The sequence below is a fragment of the Pseudomonas sp. SLFW genome (genome assembly GCF_009905615.1).
GTDB lineage: Bacteria > Pseudomonadota > Gammaproteobacteria > Pseudomonadales > Pseudomonadaceae > Aquipseudomonas > Aquipseudomonas bambusae.
Map to the genome: position 1 here is coordinate 313496 of NZ_JAAAKW010000006.1, position 23030 is coordinate 336525.

19 protein-coding genes and 1 pseudogene are annotated in these 23030 nt (G+C 59.9%); 3 read left to right on the top strand and 17 right to left on the bottom strand.

Going from position 1 to position 23030, the window contains the following annotated elements; genetic code table 11:
* Positions 1-77: 77 nt before the first annotated feature.
* The 4 genes from GVN17_RS13810 to GVN17_RS13825 form a co-directional block, all read right to left on the bottom strand.
* Complete coding sequence (locus GVN17_RS13810) at positions 78-2321, bottom strand: glycoside hydrolase (protein ID WP_166595820.1); 2244 nt, start codon at positions 2319-2321, stop codon at positions 78-80.
* A gap of 97 nt (positions 2322-2418) precedes the next feature.
* The gene (locus GVN17_RS13815) at positions 2419-5571 is read right to left on the bottom strand and encodes an efflux RND transporter permease subunit (RefSeq protein ID WP_166595821.1); all 3153 of its coding nucleotides are present in this window, start codon (positions 5569-5571) and stop codon (positions 2419-2421) included.
* Entirely contained in the window at positions 5568-6638 is a 1071-nt protein-coding gene (locus tag GVN17_RS13820; RefSeq protein WP_166595822.1) for an efflux RND transporter periplasmic adaptor subunit, read from the bottom strand. The genes GVN17_RS13815 and GVN17_RS13820 overlap by 4 nt, the downstream gene beginning before the upstream one ends.
* On the bottom strand, positions 6635-7762 hold the full coding sequence (locus GVN17_RS13825; protein ID WP_166595823.1) for an efflux RND transporter periplasmic adaptor subunit: 1128 nt from the start codon (positions 7760-7762) through the stop codon (positions 6635-6637). The genes GVN17_RS13820 and GVN17_RS13825 overlap by 4 nt, the downstream gene beginning before the upstream one ends.
* Before the next feature lie 157 nt (positions 7763-7919).
* Here GVN17_RS13825 and GVN17_RS13830 point away from each other — a divergent pair, with 157 nt between their 5' ends.
* Positions 7920-9086 carry an AAA family ATPase gene (locus tag GVN17_RS13830; RefSeq protein WP_166595824.1) on the top strand — a complete coding sequence of 389 codons (1167 nt, stop codon included), beginning with the start codon at positions 7920-7922 and terminating at the stop codon, positions 9084-9086.
* Positions 9087-9322: 236 nt separating this feature from the next.
* On the opposite strand, the gene GVN17_RS13835 is transcribed toward GVN17_RS13830, so the two are convergent.
* The 4 genes from GVN17_RS13835 to GVN17_RS13850 form a co-directional block, all read right to left on the bottom strand.
* The gene (locus GVN17_RS13835) at positions 9323-10342 is read right to left on the bottom strand and encodes an ABC transporter substrate-binding protein (protein WP_166595825.1); all 1020 of its coding nucleotides are present in this window, start codon (positions 10340-10342) and stop codon (positions 9323-9325) included.
* Between the two features lie 52 nt (positions 10343-10394).
* Positions 10395-11261, bottom strand: coding sequence for an ABC transporter permease (locus GVN17_RS13840; RefSeq protein WP_166595826.1), 867 nt, complete (start codon positions 11259-11261; stop codon positions 10395-10397).
* A 176-nt stretch (positions 11262-11437) separates the two neighbouring features.
* Entirely contained in the window at positions 11438-12319 is an 882-nt protein-coding gene (locus GVN17_RS13845; RefSeq protein ID WP_166595827.1) for an ABC transporter ATP-binding protein, read from the bottom strand.
* 27 nt (positions 12320-12346) lie between these two features.
* Positions 12347-13243 carry a TauD/TfdA family dioxygenase gene (locus tag GVN17_RS13850; RefSeq protein WP_166595828.1) on the bottom strand — a complete coding sequence of 299 codons (897 nt, stop codon included), beginning with the start codon at positions 13241-13243 and terminating at the stop codon, positions 12347-12349.
* Between the two features lie 264 nt (positions 13244-13507).
* Here GVN17_RS13850 and GVN17_RS13855 point away from each other — a divergent pair, with 264 nt between their 5' ends.
* Positions 13508-13660 carry a hypothetical protein gene (locus GVN17_RS13855; protein WP_166595829.1) on the top strand — a complete coding sequence of 51 codons (153 nt, stop codon included), beginning with the start codon at positions 13508-13510 and terminating at the stop codon, positions 13658-13660.
* A 143-nt stretch (positions 13661-13803) separates the two neighbouring features.
* On the opposite strand, the gene GVN17_RS13860 is transcribed toward GVN17_RS13855, so the two are convergent.
* The 4 genes and pseudogenes from GVN17_RS13860 to GVN17_RS13875 form a co-directional block, all read right to left on the bottom strand.
* A complete protein-coding gene (locus GVN17_RS13860) occupies positions 13804-14592 on the bottom strand; it encodes a MetQ/NlpA family ABC transporter substrate-binding protein (protein ID WP_166595830.1) in 789 nt (262 codons plus the stop codon).
* A 258-nt stretch (positions 14593-14850) separates the two neighbouring features.
* Positions 14851-15666: pseudogene (locus tag GVN17_RS13865) on the bottom strand (sigma 54-interacting transcriptional regulator); the annotation flags it as partial.
* 130 nt (positions 15667-15796) lie between these two features.
* Positions 15797-16378, bottom strand: a complete 582-nt coding sequence (locus GVN17_RS13870; protein ID WP_166595831.1) for an alpha/beta hydrolase — start codon at positions 16376-16378, stop codon at positions 15797-15799.
* Positions 16379-17090: 712 nt separating this feature from the next.
* Complete coding sequence (locus GVN17_RS13875; protein ID WP_166595832.1) at positions 17091-17801, bottom strand: Crp/Fnr family transcriptional regulator; 711 nt, start codon at positions 17799-17801, stop codon at positions 17091-17093.
* A gap of 104 nt (positions 17802-17905) precedes the next feature.
* On the opposite strand from GVN17_RS13875, the gene GVN17_RS13880 reads away from it, so the two are divergent.
* Positions 17906-18442 (top strand): DUF962 domain-containing protein, encoded by a 537-nt coding sequence (locus GVN17_RS13880; RefSeq protein WP_166595833.1) that lies wholly within the window; start codon positions 17906-17908, stop codon positions 18440-18442.
* Between the two features lie 128 nt (positions 18443-18570).
* Here GVN17_RS13880 and GVN17_RS13885 read toward each other — a convergent pair whose 3' ends face one another.
* The 5 genes from GVN17_RS13885 to oscA form a co-directional block, all read right to left on the bottom strand.
* Positions 18571-19560 carry a sulfate/molybdate ABC transporter ATP-binding protein gene (locus GVN17_RS13885; protein ID WP_166595834.1) on the bottom strand — a complete coding sequence of 330 codons (990 nt, stop codon included), beginning with the start codon at positions 19558-19560 and terminating at the stop codon, positions 18571-18573.
* A 3-nt stretch (positions 19561-19563) separates the two neighbouring features.
* Positions 19564-20436: a sulfate ABC transporter permease subunit CysW gene (cysW, locus tag GVN17_RS13890; protein ID WP_166595835.1), complete on the bottom strand. Its 873-nt coding sequence runs from the start codon at positions 20434-20436 to the stop codon at positions 19564-19566.
* Between the two features lie 11 nt (positions 20437-20447).
* Entirely contained in the window at positions 20448-21269 is an 822-nt protein-coding gene (cysT, locus tag GVN17_RS13895) for a sulfate ABC transporter permease subunit CysT (RefSeq protein ID WP_166595836.1), read from the bottom strand.
* A 198-nt stretch (positions 21270-21467) separates the two neighbouring features.
* Positions 21468-22478 carry a sulfate ABC transporter substrate-binding protein gene (locus tag GVN17_RS13900; protein ID WP_166595837.1) on the bottom strand — a complete coding sequence of 337 codons (1011 nt, stop codon included), beginning with the start codon at positions 22476-22478 and terminating at the stop codon, positions 21468-21470.
* Between the two features lie 154 nt (positions 22479-22632).
* Positions 22633-22815, bottom strand: a complete 183-nt coding sequence (gene oscA, locus GVN17_RS13905) for a sulfur starvation response protein OscA (RefSeq protein WP_081565193.1) — start codon at positions 22813-22815, stop codon at positions 22633-22635.
* Positions 22816-23030 lie beyond the last annotated feature (215 nt).

The following is a 23030-nucleotide window of genomic DNA, read 5'->3' on the forward strand; positions in this document are numbered from 1 at the left end:
GCATCTCTATCGCCTGAACGCTATTCGCGAATGAATTCGCTCCCACAGGGTTCACGCATTGACCGAGCATTCCGCGATTAGTCCAGAGTCGCTTGATAAGCGGTCACGTCGCTATCTCCTTTGATCGCCGTCACGCTATGAGCAGCAAACGAACGCCCGCCCACCTCTCGCACCCTTTCATCAAAATTCGCCATCAGCCGCGTGCCGTCGTTGAACGTGGTCTGTTGCACCAACCGGTCAGCCGTCAGCCACTCGAATCCGATCATGGCCTGTGTCGCCAATCGCTCATGCAGTGGGCGAAAGAAAGCGTCCTGCTTTTGAATGATCTTCAACCGGGCCTGAAGCGTGTCCTGGCTCAGGTGGTACAACGGCGGCACGTTGTAGAGCAGTTGAGTCAGCTCGTTCTCCGCCCTGACGTTGTTCAGTTTCAAGCTGTCGAACAGCCAATGATGGGTCGTGATGACCGAGCCGTGGAACACTGCCTGATAAATCGGAAGACGTGTCGTCGGGTCGAAATGCACGGCGCGATAGCGCTCTTTGATGGGCACGGATTTGAAGAACACGGCAGGTTTTTCCGGGGGATACCAATTGCCCACGAACCAAGGCGATTGAGCGAGCGTGCTCATGTCCGCATCGCCCCAACCGATCACCGGTGTCTGCATGCCGTGGGCGAAGAAGATGCCCTGCGAGGTGCTGGCATGGCCGTCTTCTGAGCCCACGACCAGCCCCTGAGACTCGCCCACCCAACGCGCTGCGTCTTCGTTTGCAGCGGCATTTTGCGACTGGGTGAGAGTCGCGCCAGAGCGGTAGCTGTCGAAGACCATGCCGGTGGCGTAGGCGTCGAGAAACCAGCTGTTGAAACCGGCAACCCCGCGCACGGCCTGAACGCGGGCGTCGAGCAATGGCCTGACGCAACGAGGATCGGTGTAATGCCCGGACTGCTGAAAGCCGCTCTTCGCTGTGCCGTTCTTCAACACGATGCCGCAGTCGCGGTGCGCATCGCTGCCCAAGTGTGCGGTGGTCCAGTCCGGGTTTTCGCTGTCGGCCAGCGCCGTTTCGTACGAGTCGTAGGGGGAAATCAGGTAGCCCGCCTTCACGGCTGCACGCACCGCTTCGGGATGCCACAGCCCGCCTTCCCAGCCGTCACCAAGACCAAGCCACAACCGCGTGAGACCCGCCGCTCGGAACAACTCGATGTTTTTCGCTGTGAGCATGCCGCCCCAGCGCGAGGGGTCATCCGTCAGTGCATCCCCGAAAAACCGGGCGATTTCAGTTCGCCACTCACCGTAACTCGACGCCAGAACGTCCATGTCTGGTTGAGCACCTCTGCGCCAACGTGCGCGAGCCGCTGTGTTGAACGCGCCGTTCAAATCGTGCAGCACCACGACTTGCTCCCAGCGCTGCAACGGCGGACGCGAAGGGTCAAGCATCGCGCGCGCCTCGGCATTCATGTGCCCCTTGAGCCGTACGGCGAGCGGTGCAGAAGAGTTCAGCGCGTCGATCAGCCGCGACCAGGATCGAACATCTTTCAACCCCAGCAAATCGTTGCCCCATAGGTACGCATGGGCCGCCCCGCTCAATTTGCGGGCTTCGGGGGTTTTGGCGAGTTTCTCGTCGAGTGTCTGATAGGCGCCGCTGTCGATCAGCCATTGCCGGTAGCGACGCGCACCCGCCAGCGGATCTGAATCCCCAAGGTAAAGGCGAAAAGTCAGGGGCGCATGGGGATCGAGGGACGTGAATTCGTGAGCCGCAGTCAACGCCAGCCCATCGTCCTGAGCCTTGAATGTCAGCTGATTATTGAATGGCTGGGTCATCAGCCAGGTGAGGCTGAACGCGCCGTGGTCCATGCCCCACAGCGGCAGGCTCAGGTCCTGCGTGGTATTGAGTGAACCTTGATCGACCAGAAACCGCTGCCACACCGCATGACCTCGGGGCACGTAATGCCCTTCGGCAAGCGGCCAGATCAAGGCGCGACCCATGGCGTTCGCCGGTTGGTTGAGGAACGCCAGCGTGCCTGCCTCACGGGCGGTGACAGTCAGCAACAATTCGCGCCGTTCGAGGCGCGCTTCAAGCGCCCAGGCACCGTCATCCCATTGCCAATTCAGGCGATCCGAAGTCCGTTCGATGTGACCGACGGCATGCGACGCAACGCCCGACGACACGTGAACCGCCGATTGGCCAATGGGATGCACTCTGATCGCCAGCGTCTTTGGCTCAAGCTCGACCCGCCAGAATTCATTTTCCAACGTTTCACTGGCAACAACAGACCCGCAAACGAACGCACACAGCACTCCCACGGCACGCAAAATGAAACTACACATGACGACAACCCACTGAGTGATCAAGGCTGTCGACCGTACTCAGGGAGCCTACAAACGTCGTTCAGACGTTTCCCACGGCAACGTAGGCCGATGAGACTTAGCGTGTAGGTGCGGGCTCACCCTCTTCGTCCTCGTCTTCATCGTCCGCGCCGTGGCCCTCGGCTCTGCGCTTTTTCTCCTGTTCGGATTTATCCCGCTGTTCCTGCGTCGGCTCTTTGATCTTGTACCAGGCCACGTACAGCGCAGGCAGGAACAACAGCGTCAGCAGGGTGGCGATGATGATCCCGCCGATCATCGCGTAGGCCATCGGCCCCCAAAACACTTCGCGGGCAATCGGAATCATGCCCAGACTCGCCGCAGCAGCCGTCAACAGAATCGGGCGTCGTCGATGCTCGGTGGCTTCGGCCACAGCATCCCAGGGCAGATAACCGGCGACTTCGTATTCGTGGATTTGCGTCACCAGAATCACCGAGTTGCGGATGATGATGCCGATCAACGCGAGAATCCCGAGGATCGCCACGAAGCCCATGGGCGTGCCGGTCGGGACCAGCGCCAGCACCACGCCGATCAACCCGAGCGGCGCGACACTCGCCACGAGGAACATCTTCTGCACGCTGTGCAGCTGAATCATCAGGAAGGTCGCCATGAGGAAGATCATCAGCGGCACGACCTTGGCAATCGGCCCTTGGGCCTTGCCGCTCTCTTCCACCGTACCGCCGGTGGCGATCTTATAGCCCGGTGGCAGCGCCGAGGCGAACTTGTCGATTTCGGGCTTCAGCTCTTTCACCAGATCGGTCGGCTGCATCTCGTCACGCACAGCGGCCTTGAGGGTGATCGTCGGCTTGCGGTCGCGGCGCCAGACCAGCGGCTGCTCCAGCTCATACCGAACATTGGCGAACGCCAGCAACGGAATCGACGTGCCTTGCGGCGTGACGATTTGCAGGTTTTGCAGGGTCTCCGGCGAACCCCGCTCGGCGTCCACAGCGCGCCCGACCACGTTGATCAGGTAAATGTCGTCGCGCACCTGGGTCACGGCCGAACCGGTGACGATGCTGTTCATCAACTGCGCGACGTCTTCCGACGACAGCCCGAGTTGCCTTGCCTTGTCCTGGTTGATGTCGATGCGCAGGACTTTGCCCGGCTCGTTCCAGTCGTAAATCATCTCGCCGATGTGCTGGTTCTTGTCGAGCAGCGTCGCGAGGTCGATAGCGTGTTGACGCACTTTGTCGATGTTATCGCCACTGACCCGGTACTGAATCGGACGCCCCACCGGCGGTCCCATTTCCAGCGGCTGCACGTAGGTGCCGATGCCGACGAATTCATCACGCAGACGTTTTTTCAGGCGGTCCATCAGCCCGGCACGCTCTTCCAGGCCTTTGCTGACGATCACCAGTTGCGCGTAATACGGGTTTTCCAGTTGCTGGTCCAACGGCAGGTAGAAACGCACCGCGCCCTGCCCGATGTAGGTGCTCCAGCGCACGATGTCCGGATCGTCCTTGAGGCTCGCCTCCAGTTTGTCCACAGCCTTGCGCGTCTCGTTGATCGAGGCGTTCTGCGGCAGGTTGAGGTCGACGAGGATTTCCGGTCGGTCAGACGACGGGAAGAACTGGTTCTGCACAAAGCGCATGCAAAACACTGAGGTAGCAAACAGCAGCACCGTGACGATGATCGTCAGCCAGCGGTGCCTCATGGCCCAGAACATCGAGCTGTTGAACGCTCGGGCGATGCGGCCCGGCTTGTGGTGTTCGTCTTTCTTTTTCACCTTCTCGCTGAGGATGTGCACGCCAATGACCGGCGCGAACAGCACTGCCACGACCCACGACACCAGCATCGCCACGGCAATCACCGCGAACAGCGTGAAGGTGTATTCCCCCGCCGAACTGGCGTTGAGGCCGATGGGCACGAAACCGGCCACCGTCACCAGCGTACCGGTGAGCATCGGGAACGCCGTCGAGGTGTAGGCGAAGGTCGCGGCCTGCTCTTTGGAATCGCCCATTTCCAGCCGCGAGACCATCATCTCGACCGTGATCATGGCGTCGTCCACCAGCAAGCCGAGGGCGATGATCAGCGCGCCCAGCGAAATCCGTTGCATGGTGATGCCGCTGTACTCCATGAACACGAAGACCATCGCCAGCACCAGCGGGATCGAGCACGCCACCACCAGCCCGGCGCGCATGCCGAGGCTGATAAAGCTCACGATCAGCACGATCACCACCGCCTCGAACAGCGCGCTGGTGAAGCCACCGACGGCTTTTTCCACCACCTGCGCCTGATCCGAGACGTTGTTCACGCCCACGCCGATGGGCAGGTCGGCGGTCGCCGCCTCCATCCGCGCATGCAGGTCTTTGCCGAACTCTTGGACGTTGCCGCCCTTTTTCATCGCAATCGCCAAGCCGATAGCCGGCTTGCCGTTGTAGCGAAACAGCGGCTTGGGCGGATCGACGTAACCCCGGCTGATGTCGGCGATATCGGTCAGGCGATAGAAACGGTCGTTGAGGCGCAGGTTGACCGTTTCCAAATCCTTCTCGGAGGCGAACTGGCCGGACGTGCGCACCGAAATGCGCTCAGGCCCGGCCTCGATCACCCCCGCAGGCGTCACGGTGTTCTGCGATTGCAGGCTTTGCACGACCTGGCGCTGATCCAGCCCCAACGCCGCCAACTTGCGGGTGGAGAAATTCAGGTACAGCACTTCGTCCTGCTGGCCGATCATCTCGACCTTGCCCAGCCCTGGCACATCGCGGATTTGCACGCGGACCTGTTCGACATAGTCCCGCAGCTGGCGCATCGTCAGCCCGTCAGCGGTAAAGGCGTAGATCGAGCCGTAGACGTCCCCGAACTCGTCGTTGAACGCCGGGCCTTGTAACCCTTGAGGAAAGGTCCCGCGAATGTCATCAATTTTCTTGCGGACCTGGTACCAGATCTCCGGAATCGCGCCCGCGCTGGTGGTGTCCCGCAGGTAAACGAACACCGTGGACTCGCCCGGTCGGGTGTAGCTTTTCACGTAGTCGAGGGAGTCGAGCTCTTCGAGTTTTTTCTCGATGCGGTCGGTGACTTGCTCCAGTGTTTCGTCCACCGTCGCGCCCGGCCAGCGGGTCTGGATGACCATGGTTTTGATGGTGAACGAGGGGTCTTCCTCGCGGCCCAGGTTCATGTACGAAAACACGCCCATCAGCAGGCCAACGAACATCAGGTACCAGACAAAAGACTGATGCTTGAGCGCCCAATCGGAGAGGTTGAACTTCCCTTTCATCGTGGGCTGTCCTTATCGACTTTGACTTTCTGCCCCGGTTTGAGGCTGTTCACACCGGCGGTCACCACGCGCTCGCCACCCTTCACACCACCGGCCAGCACCATGCTGTCGGTGTCGCGACTGACCACATGGACCGGACGCGGCGACACGGTCTGGTTCTGGGTATCGACGATCCAGATCTGCTGCTTGCCGTCGATCTCCTGCAACGCCGTGAGCGGCAATTCGATGCGCGGCTCGATGGCCGAACTGAGGGTTACGCTGATCGCCGTGCCCAGTCGGAATGACGGCGGCGTGTCGGCCAGGGTGAGGCGTGCGCGACGGGTACGCGTCGTGCTTTCAGCTTGCGGTTCGAGTTCACGCAGGGTGGCCGTGGTGTTGATGTCAGGTTCCAGCTGGCTGGCGACCTTGAACACCACGTCGTTGGGCAATTGCTCTGCCAGCGGTCCCGGCAGGTCGATCACAGCCTCCTTGATGTCCGGACGCGCCAGCGTCACCACTTGCTCGCCCGCGCTGACCACTTGCCCCGCTTCGACTTTCCATTGGGTCACGACGGCGTCGTGATCGGTGCGCAACTCGCTGTAGCTCAATTGGTCCTTGGCCTGTTGCAACGCAGCCTTGGACTGATCGAAGGAAGACTGTGAGGTTTTGAGGTCCGTCACTGCGACATCCAGCGCCGCCTGCGCGCCGACGCCTCGGTCGAACAGCTCCTGCTGACGCCGCGCATTGGCCTGGGCATTGATCAACTGCGCTTCGACGCGGGCCAGATCGCCCTGGGTCGAACGCACCTGATTCTGCTGGTCGGTCGGGTCGAGTACGGCGAGCATGTCACCCTTCTTCACTTCAGCGCCCACATCGACACTGCGCTGGGCGATGCGGCCCGAAACGCGGAAACCCAAGGTGCTTTCATAACGCGCCGCGATGTTGCCGGCGAAACGTCCCAGGCTTTCCTCGGCCTGGGGTTTCACCTCGACGAACAACACCGGGCGCACGGGCTCCGGTGGTGGCTCTTCCTTGCTGCACGCGCTGATGAGCAATGCCATCAACGTCACTCCCGTCAGGCGCTTCATTGCGGTGCTCCTGTCGGGTTCTTGTAGACGTCAGCCAGTTCGACCTTCATGTCCGGGTGCAGCAGTTGATTGCCAGCGACCACGACTTTTTCGTCGTTCTTCAAACCGTCGATGATGATGACTTTGCCCGTCAGGTAACGCCCGACCGTCACGCCACGCAGGCTGACCTTGTTCTGGTCATCGACCACCCAGACCGCAGGTTGGCCGAGTTGATCGCCCAGCCCTTTTGTAAGGGCCGACCATGGCAGTTCGACGCTCTGTTTCGCAGGCACCGACAGCGCGGCACTGACGACGGAGCCGAGCTGCATGCCTTGAGGCAGAGTCTCCAGTTCAATCTTCACCTGTAGCGTGCCGGTCTGCGCCGACACCGCTGGGGTGACTTCGCGCACCTTGCCGGTGGCCTTGATTTGCGGGTTATCCAGCAGCGTGACTTCGACCGGCTGATCCGTTGGCGGGTCGACGAACAACGACTCGTAGACGTTGAACACAGCGTCGCGTTCGCCATCCCGGGCCTGACTGAAAATCGGCATGGTCGCTTGAACCACCTGACCCACTTCGGCCTGACGCGCCGTGATGATGCCCGGCGCATCGGCGATCAGCGACGTGTAGCCCAGTTGTTCGCGCGCGTTGGCCAACTGGGCTTGGGCGGCTTTCAGCGCGCTCTGGCTGCCACGCAGTTGGGCTTGCGCGGAATCGTATTCGCTTTTGCTGGTGTAGCCTTTCGGCAGCAGCTTTTCCTGACGCACGAACGCAGCGGCGGTCTGTTTCACGCGAGCCTGCTCGGCGGCGACAGCGGCGTTGGCCGAATCGACGTTGGTCTGTAAATCCTTAGGGTCGAGCTTGGCGAGCACCTGCTTGGCCGTAATACGGTCGCCCACATCCACCATGCGCTGAATGATCTTGCCGCCGACGCGGAATGACAGCTGCGTCTGCACCCGCGCCTGAATGTCGCCCGTCAATGCGACGGCCGCTGCGAATTCGGCGGTTTTGACTTGCTGTACCTGCACGCGCGGCAGCACGGGGTCTTTGGGCTTTTCCTTGCCGCAGCCAGACAGCAGCGCCAGGCACATGCCGAGCGCGAGGGCCGTTAGGCCAGTGTGAAGAACCGAGGGTTGAGCGGGCATGCAAGCTCCTTGTGCCACTGCCGTTGCGTACACCGCGCCACCGAGCGTCGTCGTGGTGTGATCATGCGACTGTGAGCGTAGATCAGGGTTCCTTTGGCCGCTAAACTCGGCGAAACCTGACCCGTCGGTCGCACACGTTCATCGCAAGGAAGGCCCGATGCTGACCACCCTCGCCGTCGCCAATTACCGCTCGATCAACACGCTGGTGATGCCGCTGGCACGCCTGAACCTGATCACCGGACCCAACGGCAGCGGCAAGTCCAACCTCTACCGCGCCCTGCGTTTGCTGGCCGAAACGGCCCAAGGCGGGGTGATCAACGCGCTGGCCCGTGAGGGCGGGTTGAAGTCCACGTTCTGGGCGGGACCGGAGAGCATCAGTCGACGCATGCGCAACGGTGAAGTCGAAGTGCAGGGCGGGCCGCGCAAAGAGGTCGTTCGATTGCGCCTGGGGTTTGCGGCCGAGGATTTCAGCTACGCGATTTCGCTGGGGCTGCCTCCGCCGTCGAACGCGCCCACGGCGTTCGCCCTGGACCCGGAGATCAAGCGCGAATGCATCTGGGCCGGGCCGCTGTATCGCCCTGCCAGTCTGCTGGTGGACCGCGCCGGGCCAATGGTTCGGACTCGCGAAGGCCGCAGTTGGGAGGTTCTGGCGCAACACACCCCGACCTTCGACAGCCTGTTCGATCAGGTGGGCAACCTGCGCTCATCGCCGGAAGTGCTGCAACTGCGAGAGAGCATTCGTGGTTGGCGATTTTATGATCACTTCCGCAGCGATTCCGACGCGCCTGCGCGCAAACCGCAACTGGGTACGCGCACGCCGGTGCTGCATCACGACGGGCGAGACCTGGCAGCGGCCTTGCAGACCATTCGGGAGATTGGAGAACCGGAGGCGCTGGACGCCGCGATCAGCGACGCCTTTCCGGGGGCGCGAGTGGCCATCGATGCGCAGGGTGGCGGGTTATTCTCATTGGAGTTTTATCAAGAGGGGTTGTTGAGGCCGCTGTCCGGGTCCGAGCTGTCGGACGGCACCTTGCGTTATTTGCTGCTGATCGCTGCCCTGCTGACACCGCGCCCGCCGACGATGATGGTACTCAACGAGCCGGAAACCAGCCTTCATCCTGACCTGCTGCCTGCCTTGGCGAGATTGATCATCCGCGCGTCACAGCGTTGTCAGGTGTGGGTTGTGTCACACGCCAGACGGTTGATCGCCGCGCTGGAGCAGAACCCGGAATGCAACAGCATCGTGTTGGAGAAAGAATTGGGACAGACCAGGATTGTCGGTCAGGGGATGCTGGATCAACCGGCCTGGCATTGGCCGGATTGAAGAACGCTTGATCAATCCCACGCAGAGCATGGAGACGATCACCGTTTTGTAGGAGTGAGCTTGCTCGCGATGGCGGAGTATCAGAACCATTAATAGCGTTTGACACGACGCAATCGCGAGCAAGCTCACTCCTACAGGGATCGCGGGTTGGCGCAGATCATGGAAAACACCAAAAAAACGTAGGAGCGCGCAGTGACCGGTCAGGAGATGTCGGCTAAAAACCCTGCGAGCGCGGATCAGCTACCCGCCCCACCATGAGCTTCTTCAAAGAAGAAATCCTTCCAGCTGTCGGCCTTGTTCTTCAGCACGCCGATCTCATTCAGTTTCTCGGCATAGATGTAAGTGCGTTGCGGCACGATGGTGAAGTCGATTTCCGGGTCGTTGACGATCTTTTCAACCAGCGGCAACGCCAGCTTGGACTTCTCGACCTCGATGTAGGTCTTCGCTGCGGCGTTCTTGTCGGCCTTGATGATCTTCTCGGCTTCCGCCAGCGCGTCGTAGAAGGCTTTGTAGGTCTTCGGGTTTTCGTCGTGGAATTTCTGGGTGGTGTAGAGCACGTTGAACGTCGCCTGACCGCCCAGCACGTCATACGAACTCAGCACTTTGTGCACGTTCGGGTTTTCCAGCTCCTGATACTGGAACGGCGGGCTGGAGAAGTGCGCGCTGATTTCCGAACCGCCTGCGATCAGCGCCGAGGTGGCGTCCGGGTGCGGCAGGCTGACGGAGATGTCGTCGAATTTCTTGTAGTTGGCGTTACCGAACAGCTTGGCGGTCTCGATCTGCAAGGTGCGCGACTGGAAGCCCACGCCCGCTGCCGGGACGGCAATGCGGTCTTTGTCGGTGAAATCCTTCACGGTCTTCACGTCCGGCTTGTTGCTCAGCAGGTAGTTCGGCATCGAACCCAGCGAGGCGATGGCCTTGACGTTCTGCTTGCCCTTGGTGCGGTCCCAGATGGTCAACATCGGCGGAACGCCTGCCGACACAACGTCCAGCGCACCCGCCAGCAGCGCTTCGTTCATCGCGGTGGCGCCGGAAATGCTGTTCCAGTCGACCTTGATGTCGATGCCCTCTTCCTTGCCGTGCTTCTCGATCAGCTTCTGCTGCTGCACGACGTCGAGAATCAGGTAACCGATGCCGAACTGCTGGGCGATGCTGATCTTGCCTTCGGCGTGTGCGCCACTGCTCAGCAACGCGCCGGTCAGACCGAGTGTGACGGCCAGCGCAGTCAGCGTCGGGCGTTTGAAAGAAGTCCCCATAAATTCCTCACAAAAGAAGCGAAAAGTGTTGGATGAGTCTTATATCCCGGTCTCAGCGCTGCATGCCCCACCGCTTCACGGTCAGGCGCTCCACATTGCTGAACAGCAGGTTTTCCACCAGCAGCCCGATGATGATCACGGCCGCGAGGCCCGCGAACACCTTGTCGGTGTACAGCTCGTTGCGGTTCTGGAAGATGTACCAACCCAGACCGCCTTTCCCCGAGGACGCGCCGAACACCAGCTCGGCGGCGATCAGGGTGCGCCAGGCGAACGCCCAGCCGATTTTCAGGCCCGCCAGAATCGACGGCAGCGCCGCAGGAATCAGGATGTGCCAGACGAAGCGAATACCCTTCAGGCCGTAATTGCGACCGGCCATGCGCTGGGTCTCGGACACGCCAAGAAAGCCCGCGTACGTATTCAGCGCCAAGGCCCACAGCACTGAGTGAACCAGCACGAAGATCAGGCTGTTTTCGCCCAACCCAAACCAGAGCAGCGACAGCGGCAGCAACGCGATGGCGGGCAGCGGGTTGAGCATCGAGGTCAGCGTCCCGAGCAGGTCGCGCCCCAATTGCGTAGACACGGCCAGCGTGGTCATGAAGAACGCCAGCACGATGCCGATCAGGTAGCCCTTGACCAGCACGGTCAGGGAAATCCACACCTTGGCCAGCAGCTCGCCAGTGACGATGCCATCGATGAAGGCCTTGGCGGTGTCGATGAAACTCGGCAGCAACAGGTCATTGCCCTGAATGCGCGCGGCGATTTCCCAGATCACCGCCAGGGCGATCAGGATCACGGTCTTGCGCACCCAGCTTTGCTGCCAGATGCGTTGCACGAGCGGAATGTCGCGGGCCAGGTCTTCCTGAGTGAAAGGCTCCAGCGCGACTTCGTATTCCTCGCGAATGGGGGGTGAAAGGCTCATGGTGGAAATCTCTTTTGAATTCGACCCAACCCCTGTAGGAGTGAGCTTGCTCGCGATGCGTCAGATCACACAGTGGTGTGGTGAATGACACACCGCTATCGCGAGCAAGCTCACTCCTACAAGGCGCGTTCAATGCGGGCGTTTGGTGATGTTCAAGTCATGCATCAAGTGCGCGATCAGTAAGCGATCCGAATATCCTGAAACCGCAAATCCTGCTCGACCGCAGGCGCTTCGCCTTCGTCGAACAGCAGCCGGTGAATGCGCTGCGCGGAGGCCTGGAAATCCACGCCACCGAGGCTTTTCAGGTCGTACTGATGGCTGTTGATCTCGGCACGCACGCGGCCTGGATGCGGCGACAGCAACAGAATCCGGTTACCCACGACCAGCGCTTCTTCGATGGAGTGGGTCACGAACAACAGCGTGAAGCGCACCTCTTCCCACAGCTCCAGCAGTTCTTCCTGCATCTTGCGACGGGTCAAGGCATCGAGCGCGGCGAACGGCTCGTCCATCAGCAGAATTTTCGGCTGCATTGCCAGCGCACGGGCAATCGCCACACGCGCCTTCATGCCCCCCGACAGGGTGTGCGGGTAGGCGTCGGCAAATGCGCTCAGGCCGACCTTTTCCAGATAATGCCGCGCCCGCTCTTCGGCTTCGCGACGCTTGAGGGTGCGCGAGGCCAGCAGCGGGAACATGACGTTCTCAATCACGGTCTTCCACGGCGGAAGCTGATCGAACTCCTGAAACACGACGATTCGGTCCGGCCCCGGCTCTGTGACCTGCTGACCGGCCAGACGAATCTGCCCTTCGCTGGGCGTGATGAAACCGGCAACGGCCTTGAGCAACGTCGATTTGCCGCAACCCGATGGGCCGAGCAGAACGAAGCGGTCAGCCGGATCGATTTCGAAACTGACTTGATGAGTGGCCCGCACCACGCGTTCCGGCGTGCGGTATTCAAGGCTGACGCCCTGGACTTGCAATAGCGCTTCAGCGGTAGGCTGATTGGCCTCTTGCGCGTTCGAGCGATTGCTAGCCGTGTGGCTTTGCAGAACAGCGTTCATGGAGCGGGCTCCCTCAATCGGTGTGAATCAGAACGGAGCATCGCCCTGAATGGTGGTGCGGTGCAGACGACGACGCAGATGGTCAGGCGTGCCGCCCGCCAGGTGGATCAGGGAACGGTTGTCCCAGAACACCATGTCGTTCTCCTGCCATTTGTGGCGCAGGACGTTTTCCGGACGCACGCTGTGGGCGTAGATCTCTTCGAGAATCGCGCGGCTTTCGTCTTCCGGGATGTCCACGATGTGCGTGGTGAACCCCTCGCTGACGAACAGAGCCTTGCGGCCGTTTTCCGGGTGCGTGCGCACGATCGGGTGGCTGACGACTGCGACCTGGGCCAATTGCTCGGCGCTCAGCGTTGGGCGCCAGTTCTCGGCGTTTTTGCCGTGGCTGTAGCGCGAGGTGTAGCTGTGAACGGCTTTGCGGCCTTCAACGGCTTTGCGCAGGTGCTCAGGCAAAGTTTCCCATGCCTGATGCATGTCGGCGAACAACGTGTCGCCGCCTTCGCTCGGCAGCTCCTGGGCGTACAGCATCGAACCGAGGCTCGGCAGCTCTTTGTAGGACAGGTCCGAGTGCCAGTATTTACCGGCATCGCCCAGACCCACCGGCTGACCGTTTTCAACGATGTTAGAGACGATCAGGATTTCAGGGTGGTTGGCGAGCAGGAACTGCTTGAGCACGTGAATCTGCAGCACGCCGAAACGGCGGCTGAAATCGATCTGTTGCTGCGGCGTGATCTGCTGATCGCGGAACACAACAACGTGGTGATCCAGGTGCGCTCGGTGTACGCGGGCGAAGTCTGCGTCATTCAGCGGCCGGGACAGGTCCAGTCCGACGATTTCTGCGCCCACCTTTTCGGCGAATGGACGCACATCGAACTGCTGACTCGGTGCTTGAGCGGACGTGGAAGCTTGGGAGGCTGCTGGCATGAGAACTCCGACTCCAGAATAGGTGTGACTGAGAAGTCGGGACTTTATAGATATAAGAAGAGAAATTTAAATATCGTTAGAGCATATGGATAGCGCTGAAAGAACTAGCGACGGCGCAATGCCAGTATCGGTAACGGTCCGGATACCAAATTCTTATCTTTAGCCACGAACCCGAAAGGCAAAATGCGTGTCTATCTCCTGCCTCGCAGCGTTGCTCGCTGCGATCCGAGGCGCTTTTCAGAGATAAGAAAAAGAGGAACGATCATGCCGGAACGCGCAGGCTTCCACGATCACTCGTCCGACAAAGTGCAGGACGACAACGTTAAATTGCTCATTGCCTTACGGCGCGCCTTGAGCGCAGATGCAAAAACGCCGACGCATGTACGAGCCGTCGGCGTGAAAAACGTGGGGCAGTGAGCTCGACTCTTTTCCGGCATACGGCGGACTTTGTTGGAGTGAGCTTGCTCGCGAACCGTTAGGTCAGGCACTGCAATGATGACTCATCAGCCGCCATCGCGAGCAAGCTCACTCCTACAGAGATATCAGCTGCCCCTACAACATCAGAACGCTGGCAATACCGCGCCGTCGTACTTCTTGTTGATGAAGTCTTTGACTTCCTGGCTGGTCAGCGCCTTGGACAGCTTGTTGATCGCGTCGGTGTGGGCGTTGTCGGTCCGGGTGACGAGGAAGTTCACGTAAGGCGAATCGGCACCTTCGATGATCAGCGCGTCTTTCTTCGGATTCAGTTTGGCTTCCAGCGCGTAGTTGGTGTTGATCAGGTCCAGGTCAACCTGGTCCAGAGCGCGTGGCAGCAGAGCGGATTCCAGCTCGCGGAATTTCAGTTTTTTCGGGTTGGTGGCGATGTCTTTCGGAGTCGCCAGCGCGTTGGTCGGGTCTTTCAGGGTGATCAGACCGTTCTTCTGCAGCAGGAGCAGCGCACGACCGGCGTTGCTGCCTTCGTTCGGAATGGCAACGGTGGCGCCTTCAGGCAATTGGTCGATGGACTTCCACTTCTTGGAGTAGCCGCCGAACGGTTCAACGTGCACGCCCACGCCGGTCACCAGAGTGGCGCCTTTACCTTTGTTGAAGCCATCCAGGTACGGCTTGGTCTGGAAGTAGTTGGCGTCCAGACGCTTTTCGTTCAGCTGCACGTTTGGCTGCACGTAGTCAGTGAACACCTTGATCTCCAGGTCCACGCCTTCTTTGGCCAGTTCAGGCTTGATCAGGTTCAGGATCTCGGCGTGGGGAACGGCCGTCGCGCCGACGACCAGTTTCTCGGCAGCCTGGGCTGCGTTGACGCCAAAGGAGAGGGCAGCCGCCAGTGCGGTGAACAACAACGTCTTTTTCATGCGATGTCCTTAAAATCCGGTCGCCTTGTGGGCAACTCTGTCGAGATAGTGCCGCGGGTACGACCCCATGGGGTGGCGGCTGATGCGGACATTACCGAGATTTTTTATTCCGAGACAATACTTTTTAAGCGAATCGTTATGCTTTTTGGTTCTCAGGAGGCTTTTGGCCATCTCTCATGATCTGCAAATGGCTCTACGTCAGCGCTCTCGCGGCCGTCGCGCTGCTCCCACAGATGGTCGGCTCAACCGTCAGCGGGAAGGAAGGTTGAGATGTTCCGGCAAAATCTCCGCCCCGCTGCTGACCAGCAATGCAAAATGAATGACGTTCTCCAGCTCCCGTGTATTCCCCGGCCAGTAGTGCGCTTCCAGCACTTTCTGCGCGGCGTCGCTGATAAGGGGCATGTCGAAGTCGAGGCGCTGGCTATAGATCCCCAGAAAATACTCGGCCAACGGCAAAATGTTGCCCGGCTGCTCACGCAGGGATGGCAGGTCCAACCGCCCCTCGCTCAGGTAGCTATAGAGCCGCTCGTGAAACTTCCCGGCGGCAACGGCCAGTTTCAGGTCGATGCTCGTCGCCGCCACCAAACGTACGTCCACAGGGCTCGGCTGCGAGGCGCCGACCCGGGTGACTTCGTGATTTTCCAGCGCCGACAACAATTTGATCTGAATCGGCAACGGCAGGTCCGCGATCTCGTCGAGGTACAGCGTCCCGCCTGTCGCCGAACCGAACCATCCCGCTCTGCTACTCGCTGACCCGCTGTGCGCGCCGGCCGCGTAACCGAAGAGCTCGGCGTCGGCGTAGGTCGGACTGATCGCACCGCAATTCACCGAGACGAACAACCCCGAACGATCACTGCCACGGTGGATATGCCGCGCCAACAGTTCTTTGCCGGTGCCAGGTTCGCCACGGATCAAGACCGGCAAATCCAAGGGGGCAAGCTGCTCCATTTCTTCACGCAAGCGACGAGAGCGTGGGTCGAAAAACACCAGCGCCTTGGCACGGATGCTCAGGGGGCTTTTTTCAGCGTCGGGAAAAGTCAGGAGGGGTTGTTGAGGTACGTCTGATGGGCTCATGGCAGGCTCCCGCCCAAGCCATCAAAGCCTGAGCGTTAAAAAAAAGGCCGCAGCGCCTGTCGGTTCACTGCGGCGAAAAAGGTCGTGATCAGCGTGCGTTCTGACGCGATCATCGCCACGCAACATGGCTTCATGCGCGGCGTCGTGTGAGTTGTTCGATACGGCCTTGCAGGCGATACAGGTAAGCGAAACCCTGTTCCCAGCGTTGATGGCCGGATTTCACGTTGATATGACCCGCGCCGCTCAGAATGCCGATCTCGGCACCCCAGTTGCGGGCCATTTCCATCGCACGCAAGGCGCTGACGGCGGAGTCGTTGTCGGAACTGACCACCTGTGCCGGGAACGGCAGCATGTGCTCAGGGATAGGCGCAAAGTTACGAATCGCCGGCGGGCAGTTCGTTCGCTCGACGTCCGCAGGCGCCACCAGCAAAGCGCCGCGCACTTGTCGCAAGGTTTCCAATGGCGCCAGTTGCGCCCAGTGAGCCACCGTCACACAGCCAAGGCTGTGGGCGATCAGAATCACCGGTGAACTGTCGACGGCAATTGCTCGCTGCAACTCACCGACCCAATCTTCGCGGCGAGGTTTCAGCCAGTCGGCCTGCTCCACGCGCACGCTGTTGGGCAGGCTGTTCTGCCAATGAGTTTGCCAATGGTCATCGGCAGATCCTTGCCAGCCTGGCACGATCAAGTAACGGATCGATTCGTTATGCACGGCCTTCGCCTCCTGCACTTTTTGCGTTCATGGCGGCGAGTATAGGGAAGGGACATATATTCGAAAAAGAATAAGAAGATATTTATTAATACCCAAAATTCATATGTCGCAAACACAGTCAATCACGCGACCAAAAAAGAGGGCCACCCCCTGCCTTAAGGAGTAGCCCTGATAATCACGCTGTCTGCCCCCAGCTCGCCGGGGATAAGGAAAGAATACGGGTGGGTTGTTACAGAATTTTTTATCTGCGGAAAAATTCAGGCGAGCGGTGACAACGGCCTATGCCACGCGTCCAAACGAAAACACCACCGGCCATATGCTATTTGGACAGGGAGGCGCAACGGATGCCCTCCAGAAACGAGGAGGCCCCGCAAAGCGGGGCCGTCACATAACCTAGTCTCATCACCGTTTCTTGATGCACGGGAGTGGAGGTTCCTAGGGCTGCGAGCTGAGGTTATCAGCCTCGGTTGTGACGTCAACCCCTGCAGCAGCGAGCGTTCCGAAGGGTAAAAAACATGGCGAGCTGCATCGCCAATGGTCGCGGTGATCGACCCGGCGTTATGCACTTGGATGAAAGTTCACGATCGGGTTTCGACGACGCTGGCGGACTGGAATACCTAGAAGGAGATTGTCGGACGCAAGAGCGTTATTGCAGCCACGCACGCAAGCACCGGACCGATTTGACACTGATCCAATGCCTCCTTGGAATGCGTCAAGCCTGCCACTGCGTCAACCGATGCCGTGCTGCCCTGCGCAGTTTTTCGGCATCCAGCACGCTGATGAAATCATGATCCCGACGGATGATTCCCCGTGATGCGAAATCGGTCAGCACGCGCTCGATGACGTCCGGGGTCAGGCCCAGGCAGCGGCTGGAGGGGATGTCATGAACGGAGACGATGCGCACGGAGCGGTCAAGTTCGCCGTAGCCTTCGCTGAGCATGAGCAGCCGGAACGCGACGCGCTCGTCGGTGGGCAGGAGGGTCATTTCATCCCGCGCAGGAACGCCCAGGCCGAGCTTGCTTCCCAGCAGTTGCCGGAAAAAGCGCCAGTAGCGAGGGTTATGGTCGAGTATGTGATCAAGGGGGGCCTGCGGCATGTGCAGGAGGATGACCTGGTCTTCCGCGTAGACATCATGCAGGCGGGGCCGCTCATCAAAGAGGGAGATTTCACCAAACCAGTACGGCCGTTTCGAGGGCGCTTGAGGAAGCCAGTGACGTTGCTGTTTGACGTCGTTGAAGCGGACAGAGCCCGCAAGCAGCGCATATAACCCGCACGCAGGCTCGCCGCGTTTGAGGATAAGTTTGCCGGGGGTAACCCGCCGCTGCCGCATGCCGACCAGCAGGCTATCCTGCAAGGCAGCGGGCAAATCGTTGAACCAGTGATCGTTGTCCAACCATGAGCGCCATTGCGTTCCATTCGTCACGTGAATCTCCTTTTTCTTGCAGGCGTTTTATTGCAGGCTGAGCCGACGGGCAAGCCCTAGCCCAAAAAGCAGCGGCATGATCAACGCAGACAGGAGGAATAACAATGAAAAACCTCATCGATCATCTCAGCCAGTACGCGGCTTACCACCGCGATACCCGCAACATTGCCACGCACTTCGTGGGTGTTCCGCTGATCGTCCTCGCCGTGTCGGTGCTGCTGTCGCGGCCGGGCTGGAGCAGTTGGGCGCTGGGCGAGCTTTGGCTATCACCGGCCTTGTTGGCAACAGTCGCCGCTACGTTGTTTTACCTGCGCCTCGACAAGCCGTTGGGGATCGCCTTGGGCATCGTACTGACGCTCTTTCTGTGGATCGGCGCGCACCTTGCGCAGCAAAGCACGCTGGTCTGGCTCGGCTCAGGCGTCGGTCTGTTCGTGATTGGCTGGGCAATCCAGTTCGTTGGTCATTATTACGAAGGTCGCAAACCGGCGTTCGTCGACGACGTCACAGGCCTGATCATTGGCCCGCTGTTCGTCACGGCTGAGGCGGCGTTTTTGATGGGAATGCGCAAGAAATTGCAGAACAGCATCGAAGGGAAAGTGGGGCGGACGCACAAGCGGAATTTGAAGAAGGCGGCGGCTTAAGTAGACGCCCCGTGCCGCCGGGGCGAAACAACTGGCCCGCACAACACGCCTCGGTAGCAGCACGGCTCGCCGGCGGCAGCGTTTTCAGAAACGCCACCGCCGGCAAGCCGTGCTGCTACAAAGAGCGATCAAATGTTCTCAACCTTCTGCCAAACCTTCGGCTTGAAGAACAACGTCTCGCCGCGCGCCAGGCCGATCAGGCTGTCGTGATCCTTCACCACTTCCGCTTCGATCAGGTCCGGCTGGCCCTCGACTTTCAGCGTCACACGCGTGGTCGCGCCCAGTGGCCGAATGTCCCGAACTTCCGCTGCGTGGTGCCCTTCCACTTCATGGCGCGACAGCGACACTTCGTGGGGACGGAACAGCACGTGGTTGTCTTCGCCCAGATGCAGGCGGTTGGAGTCGCCAAGGAAGTGATAGACGAAGTCACTCGCCGGGTTCTCATACACCTCGCCCGGTGAGCCGATCTGCTCGATCACACCCTTGTTCATCACCACGATGCGGTCCGCGACCTCCATGGCCTCTTCCTGGTCGTGGGTCACAAACACCGAAGTCAGGTTGATGTCTTCGTGCAGGCGCGCCAGCCAGCGGCGCAGCTCCTTGCGCACCTTGGCATCGAGAGCACCGAACGGCTCGTCAAGCAGCAGCACTTTTGGTTCGACCGCCAATGCACGCGCCAGGGCGATACGCTGACGCTGACCACCGGACAATTGCTCAGGGTAGCGGTCCGACAGCCAGTCCAGTTGCACCATGTTCAACAGTTCATGAACCTTGGCGGCGATCTGGCTTTCGTTCGGGCGCTGGTTTTTCGGCTTCATGCGCAGGCCGAAAGCGACGTTGTCGAACACGGTCATGTGACGGAACAGCGCGTAGTGCTGGAACACGAAACCGACGTTGCGATCACGCACATCGTGACCGGAGACGTCTTCGCCGTGGAACACGATGCTGCCCTGATCCGGCGTTTCCAGCCCCGCGATGATGCGCAGCAGCGTGGTTTTGCCACAGCCGGACGGCCCCAGCAAAGCCACCAGCTCGCCACTCTGGATGTCCAGGTTGATGCTGTTGAGGGCCTTGAAAGCGTTGAAATTCTTGCTGACGTTACGGACTTCGATCGACATGAATTATTCCTCCGCCGCGCTTTGGCGCAGACGGCTAATGCGCGCTTCGCTCCACTGCTTGAGCAGCAGGATGAACAGCGCAAGGATCAATAACAGGCTCGCCACGGCAAATGCTGCAACGTGGTTGTACTCGTTGTAGAGAATCTCGACATGCAGCGGCAGGGTGTTGGTCACGCCGCGAATGTGGCCGGATACCACCGACACCGCGCCGAATTCACCCATCGCACGGGCGGTGCACAGCACCACGCCGTAGATGAGACCCCATTTGATGTTCGGCACAGTCACATGCCAAAACATCTGCCAACCGTTGGCCCCCAGCAGACGCGCCGCTTCTTCTTCCTGCGTGCCCTGCTCCTGCATCAGCGGGATCAGCTCGCGGGCCACAAAAGGCACGGTCACGAAGATGGTCGCCAGCACGATCCCCGGCAGCGCGAAGACGATCTGGATGTCGTGATCCTGAAGCCACGGCCCAAACACGCCACGGGCGCCGAACATCAGGATGTAAACCAGACCTGCGATGACCGGCGAAACCGAGAATGGCAGGTCGATCAGGGTCACCAGGATCGCCTTGCCCCGGAACGAATATTTGCTCACGCACCAGGCGGCCGAGACGCCGAACACGACGTTCAACGGCACGGAAATCAGCACGGCATACACCGTGAGTTTCAACGCCGACAACGCATCAGGCTCAAGAATCGCCGTGAAGAAGCCGCCCAAGCCGTTTTTCAGGCCCTGACTGACAACAACGAACAACGGCAAAAGTAGAAAGATGGCAAAAACCAGCCAGGCAAGGCCGATCAGAATACGCCGCGACACCGCACTGCCACGACGGGCAGCGTTGGCGGAGGAAGCGGCAATGAGCGATGGACCAGACATAGTGCGCCTCCTCAGTTCGGGGTTTCGATGCGACGTTGCAGCAGGTTGATCAGCAGCAACAGGATGAACGACACCACCAGCATCAGCACGCCGATGGAGGTGGCGCCTGCGTAGTCGTATTGGTCGAGCTTGACCATGATCAGCAGCGGCAGGATTTCGGTTTTCATCGGCATGTTGCCCGCGATGAAAATCACCGAGCCGTATTCGCCCACGCCTCGGGCAAAGGCCAGCGCGAAGCCGGTCAGCCAGGCAGGTAGCAGAGCGGGGACGAGGATGTACCGGAACACTTGCAGCGGACGAGCGCCCAAGCAAGCGGCGGCTTCTTCGACTTCACGGGGAATGTCCGCCAACACCGGCTGAACGGTCCGCACCACGAACGGCATGGTGACAAAGGTCAGCGCCAGGGTGATACCGAACGGGGTGTAAGCGATCTTGATGCCCAGGTCGGTAGCGAACTGGCCTACCAGACCGGCCGGGGTATATAGGGCGGTCAGTGCGATGCCCGCAACGGCCGTGGGCAGCGCGAACGGCAGGTCGATCATCGCGTCGATGATCTTGCGGCCCGGAAAGGTGTAACGCACCAGCACCCACGCCAACAGCGTACCGATGATGCCGTTGATGATGGCTGCGTAGAACGCAGTGCCGAAGCTCAATTTCAGCGCCGCCAGCACCCGAGGCGCGGTGACGATGTTCCAGAACTGCTCGGCGGTCAGTTGCGACGCATGGATGAACATGAACGCGAGCGGTATCAGCACAATCAAGCTGAGGTACACCAAGGTGTAGCCCAGCGTCAGCCCGAAGCCGGGTATGACGGGGGATATGCGTCGAGACATAAAGGTCCTTGGTTGATACACAGAACCCGGAGCGGGTCCGGGTCGGTTTTTGCCATGGGAAAGCTGCGAAATTTATCAAATTCCGCGACACCCCGTGTAGGAGTGAGCTTGCTCGCGATCTGCGATCTACCAGGCCCAATGGCGGTGTCTGGCGGCATGAATCGCGAGCAAGCTCACTCCTACAGGTTATGGGGCGTGTTACTTCGGAATATAGATCTGGTCGAAGATGCCGCCATCATTGAAGAACTTGGGCTGAGCTTCTTTCCAGCCACCGAAATCCTTGTCGATGGTCACCAGCTCCAGTTTCGGGAACTGCTTCTCGTACTTGGCCGCGATTTCCTTGTCGCGAGGACGATAGAAGTTCTTCGCCGCGATCTCCTGACCTTCCTTGCTGTACAAGTGCTTGAGGTACTCAGTCGAGATTTCGGTGGTGCCGTGTTTCTCGGCGTTCTTCTCGACGACCGCAACCGGTGGCTCGGCCAGGATCGACAACGAAGGCACGACGATGTCGAACTTGTCAGCGCCGCCGTCTTCTTTCAGCGACAGGAAGGCTTCGTTTTCCCACGCCAGCAGCACGTCGCCCAAGCCGTTATTGGTGAAGCTGATGGTGGCGCCGCGAGCACCGGTGTCCAGCACAGGCACGTGTTCGAACAGGGTCTTGATGTAGGCCTTGGCCTTGGTCTCGTCGCCACCGTTGGCTTTCAGGCCATAGGCGTAGGCGGCCAGGAAGTTCCAGCGAGCCCCACCGGAGGTTTTCGGGTTAGGGGTGATGACCGCGACGTCTTTCTTGATCAGGTCAGCCCAATCGTGGATGCCTTTCGGATTGCCTTTGCGCACCAGAAACACGATGGTCGAGGTGTACGGGGTGCTGGCGTCCGGCAGTTTGGTCTGCCAGTTTTCCGGGATGGATTTGCCCAGTTTCGAGATTTCGTCGATGTCACCGGCCAGTGCCAGGGTCACCACGTCAGCAGGCGAACCGTCGATGACTGAACGGCCCTGCTTGCCCGAACCACCGTGGGACTGGTTGATCTTGACCGTGTCGCCTGGGTGGGCCTTGGTCCAGTAGTTGATGAATTCAGCGTTGTAGTCCTGATACAGCTCACGCGTCGGATCATAGGACACGTTCAACAGCGTGTAGTCCTTGGCAACGGCGGAACCAGCAAACACGGCACTGGCGAGTGCGGCCAGCGCGTAACGACGAATGGACATGAATCAAGCTCCTGGAAATTGTGCGTTGTTGGCTTTTTCTAGTTTTTGGGGTCAAACGTTGTCTGTAACAGCACGGCTTTCCGGCGGACGCACCCTCAACATCGCTGCCGCCGGCAAGCCGGACTGCTACAGGGTGTTCGGTTGTTCGCAATACTCAGCCCTGCTGCTTGCCCGGGTTCTGCAAACGGAATTTCTCTTTGCGTTCGATCTGGACCACCTGCGCGTTGTGCACGGTGATTTCAACCGCGCCGAAACGCAGGTCACGCAGCGCGCTCTGAATTTCTCGCAGAATGCTTGCTTCGTCCTGGCCGTCGACGCTACGTAGGGATGCGCTCATTATCGTGCTCCTTGAAAGAGTTGCCCGCAGCGGCGGTGGGAAGGCGGCTGCTCGTGGCGTAAGCGCGATATTAGAGAGGGAGGGTTATTCTTAAAAATACTATTTAAGAATGCAGATATAACCAAAGTGAATTTGGCGCTCTGAGTGGCCCGAAACCTTGTAGGAGTGAGCTTGCTCGCGATAGCGTTTTTCCGTCAGCAAACGACAGACAGACC

Coding starts and splice junctions, on each gene's coding strand:
- GVN17_RS13810 (WP_166595820.1), bottom strand. CDS start 2,321: ATGTGTAGTTTCATTTTGCGTGCCGTGGGAGTGCTGTGTGCGTTCGTT.
- GVN17_RS13815 (WP_166595821.1), bottom strand. CDS start 5,571: ATGAAAGGGAAGTTCAACCTCTCCGATTGGGCGCTCAAGCATCAGTCT.
- GVN17_RS13820 (WP_166595822.1), bottom strand. CDS start 6,638: ATGAAGCGCCTGACGGGAGTGACGTTGATGGCATTGCTCATCAGCGCG.
- GVN17_RS13825 (WP_166595823.1), bottom strand. CDS start 7,762: ATGCCCGCTCAACCCTCGGTTCTTCACACTGGCCTAACGGCCCTCGCG.
- GVN17_RS13830 (WP_166595824.1), top strand. CDS start 7,920: ATGCTGACCACCCTCGCCGTCGCCAATTACCGCTCGATCAACACGCTG.
- GVN17_RS13835 (WP_166595825.1), bottom strand. CDS start 10,342: ATGGGGACTTCTTTCAAACGCCCGACGCTGACTGCGCTGGCCGTCACA.
- GVN17_RS13840 (WP_166595826.1), bottom strand. CDS start 11,261: ATGAGCCTTTCACCCCCCATTCGCGAGGAATACGAAGTCGCGCTGGAG.
- GVN17_RS13845 (WP_166595827.1), bottom strand. CDS start 12,319: ATGAACGCTGTTCTGCAAAGCCACACGGCTAGCAATCGCTCGAACGCG.
- GVN17_RS13850 (WP_166595828.1), bottom strand. CDS start 13,243: ATGCCAGCAGCCTCCCAAGCTTCCACGTCCGCTCAAGCACCGAGTCAG.
- GVN17_RS13855 (WP_166595829.1), top strand. CDS start 13,508: ATGCCGGAACGCGCAGGCTTCCACGATCACTCGTCCGACAAAGTGCAG.
- GVN17_RS13860 (WP_166595830.1), bottom strand. CDS start 14,592: ATGAAAAAGACGTTGTTGTTCACCGCACTGGCGGCTGCCCTCTCCTTT.
- GVN17_RS13880 (WP_166595833.1), top strand. CDS start 17,906: ATGAAAAACCTCATCGATCATCTCAGCCAGTACGCGGCTTACCACCGC.
- GVN17_RS13885 (WP_166595834.1), bottom strand. CDS start 19,560: ATGTCGATCGAAGTCCGTAACGTCAGCAAGAATTTCAACGCTTTCAAG.
- cysW (WP_166595835.1), bottom strand. CDS start 20,436: ATGTCTGGTCCATCGCTCATTGCCGCTTCCTCCGCCAACGCTGCCCGT.
- cysT (WP_166595836.1), bottom strand. CDS start 21,269: ATGTCTCGACGCATATCCCCCGTCATACCCGGCTTCGGGCTGACGCTG.
- GVN17_RS13900 (WP_166595837.1), bottom strand. CDS start 22,478: ATGTCCATTCGTCGTTACGCGCTGGCCGCACTCGCCAGTGCCGTGTTT.
- oscA (WP_081565193.1), bottom strand. CDS start 22,815: ATGAGCGCATCCCTACGTAGCGTCGACGGCCAGGACGAAGCAAGCATT.